4 protein-coding genes are annotated in these 2880 nt (G+C 38.3%); all 4 read right to left on the bottom strand.

All coding sequences use genetic code 11. From position 1 onward, the window contains the following. Positions 1–162 (bottom strand): site-specific integrase (locus AC6F75_RS11655; RefSeq protein ID WP_500715188.1); only part of this gene is annotated, 162 nt, incomplete at its 3' end. A 115-nt stretch (positions 163–277) separates the two neighbouring features. Then, complete coding sequence (gene rpsU / locus AC6F75_RS11650; RefSeq protein WP_500715187.1) at positions 278–472, bottom strand: 30S ribosomal protein S21; 195 nt, start codon at positions 470–472, stop codon at positions 278–280. 87 nt (positions 473–559) lie between these two features. Further along, entirely contained in the window at positions 560–1726 is a 1167-nt protein-coding gene (locus AC6F75_RS11645; protein WP_500715186.1) for an acyl-CoA dehydrogenase family protein, read from the bottom strand. Between the two features lie 339 nt (positions 1727–2065). Next, on the bottom strand, positions 2066–2880 hold an 815-nt coding region (locus tag AC6F75_RS11640), incomplete at its 5' end, for a T9SS type A sorting domain-containing protein (RefSeq protein ID WP_500715185.1).

Genomic DNA, 2880 nt, shown 5'->3' with positions numbered 1-2880 from the left:
GGATCGTATCATTGCATAGTTGACCGCTCTCAAATCGGTGCAGTCAAATTCATTTTGAATAAAATCTTTAAAAGTTTCAAGGTCGTGAAGGTAAGCCTTAACTGTATGAACAGAATAGTTTTTCTCTAAATTAAGGTAATTGATGAAAGCTGAAAGGGGCATACTTTTTTGTTTCATTGTAAATTTACAAAACTTCAAAGAGAATGAAATGATTTATATCAACAAAAAAAATCCCGAAGTATCGGGATTTCTGATTTTATTGTAAAAACAGATTGTATTAAATGTCTTCTCTGTCTCTAAGTCTTTGGATGTAATGCGCTTTTTGAATTTCAGCACGTCTTGATACGGAAGGTTTTGTAAACTGTTGTCTGCTTCTCAATTGACGCATGACTCCTGTTCTGTCAAATTTTCTCTTGTAACGCTTAAGCGCTTTATCAATATTTTCTCCGTCTTTAACTGGTATGATTAACATAGGGAAAAACACCTCCTTTCGTTTAGTGAGGCAAAATTAAAATATTTTTTTTATTTCAAAAATATTTTTGTTTTTTTTGGATAATTTTTACTTCGCGGGTTTGTATTCCTTTTTATCTATAATAATTTTTGCTAAAATTTCTCTGAGTATTTCTGAGGTTCCACCACCAATAGGCCCAAGCCTACTATCTCTCAGTAATCTAGCCAAAGGGTATTCCTCCATATAACCATAACCACCCAAAAACTGAAGGCAATCATAGATAACCTCATCGGCAATTTTTGTGGAAAGCAGTTTTGACATCGTGGCTTCTTTGACCACATATTCGCCATTATTCAACCTTGCGGTTACATTGTAATTAAAAACTTTACACATTTCTACTTCACTGGCACGGTCTGCCACTTTGTGCCTCAAAGCCTGAAATTGATTAATTGTTTTCCCAAAGGCTTTTCGTTCAGCCATATAGTCCAGCGCATAGTCTATAGCAAATTCGGCCCGGGCGTGGGCATTTATTCCCATAATCAAACGCTCAAGAGCAAAGTGTTGCATGATATAGGTAAAGCCCAAGTTTTCTTCCCCCATTAAGTTTGAATCGGGAATCACTACATTATCAAAAGCAATTTCTGCAGTATCTGAAGCCCTCCAGCCCAACTTGTCCAATTTGGTTGCAGAAATTCCCGGAGTTTCCCTGTCCATTATAAATATACTCATCCCCTTGCTGCCGAGTTCAGGATTGGTCTTTGCCGCTACGACAAGATAATCTGAATAAATCCCGTTTGTAATAAATGTCTTAGAACCGTTGATTACATAAGTATCACCTTGTTTGACAGCTGTGGTTTTCATTCCTGCAACATCTGATCCACCAAAAGGTTCAGATATACATAAACAACCCATTTTCTCTCCACTTATACTTGCAGGAAGGTATTTTTGTTTTATTTCTTCGTTGCCTTCGTGGTTAACGTGTGTCATTGCCAGATATGCATGAACCCACATTGCAGCAGCAAACCCACCGGAATTTATTTTTTGCAATTCTTCAAGAAAAATAACCATATAGAAAAGGTCTAAGCCCATTCCCCCATATTTTTCAGGATAGTTGAGGCCAAAATACCCCATTTCACCAAATTTTTTCCAGATAAACCGCTCTATGGTTCCGGTTTTCTCCCATTTCTCAATGTGGGGTACTACTTCTTTTTGCAAAAATTCCTGAAAACTTTTTCTAAATAATTCGTGTTCTTCTGTAAAGTATGTAATGTTCATTGTTAATCGTTAATGGTTAATGGTTAATTTATTGGTTAATAGTTTATGGTTTCAAATTTTGTCATCTGTCGCTTCAACACTTTAACAGGTGACTCATTGAGCCTGTCGAGAAGCTCAGCACATTATCACTCTCTTTAATCTGAGGAAGAGTCTTTTAGGTTTAGGATTCCAACTTTCATTAAAATATTAGGAGTAAAAACTCAAAATCCTTTATGCCGCTTCGCCGTTTGAGGCTTCGTCCCCTCACAGAATTTCGGAGAAGGACTATGAAGAGTAAGGCGTTAGGCAAGCTCACAGACTCATCCATAAACTAATTAATCTACATGCCAGTTTATTTTTCTATTTCTTTATTACTTGTTTTGTTGTTATACCATTTCGGGTATTTATTTTTATCAAATACATTCCCTTGTCATAAGCTGAGAGGTTTATGCTACTTTGGTTTTCCCAGATTTGCAATCGTTGCCCGGTAATGGAATAAAGCGTTATGTCTGCTATTTCTTGCTCGCTTTGTAAGTACAACAAATCTTTTACCGGGTTAGGGTAAAGTGTAAAGTTGCTTTGCAAAGCTAAAGCAGACTCAATGCCCAACTGCCCATCATCTACAAAAACCGAAAGGGCTCCACTATGTACTGAGCTAAGTATTTGTGGCACCCCGTTTTTCCAGAGAACACCACCTGAGCCGCTGCTATTTGCTTCAACTCCTGCCACATATACATCAGTGCCCGAAACAAATACTGAATAGGCTCTACTTTGTATTGAGCTAAGTATTTGTGGTGTTCCGTTTTTCCAAAGTGTGGCAACATAAATGTTGCTGCTATTTCGTCCATATCCTGCTACATATACATCAGTGCCTGAAACAAATACCGATTCGGCACCAGCCTGATTTATTCCATCGGTAAGGGGTTGTGGCGTCCCGTTTTTCCAAAGTGTGGCAATCCCTATGCCGCTACTATTTTCTTCATCTCCTGCTACATATACATCAGTGCCCGAAACAAATACCGATTCGGCACCAGCCTGATTTGTTCCATCGAGGGGTTGTGGCGTCCCGTTTTTCCAGAGTGTAGCAACACTAATGTTACTGCTATTGTATTCATATCCTGCTACATATACATCAGTGCCCGAAACAAATACCGATTGGGCGCCAGCATGATTTG

This window comes from Planktosalinus sp. (assembly GCF_059864935.1).
Note: the sequence above shows the minus strand (reverse complement) of the source record. Positions and strands in the feature narration are given on the sequence as shown.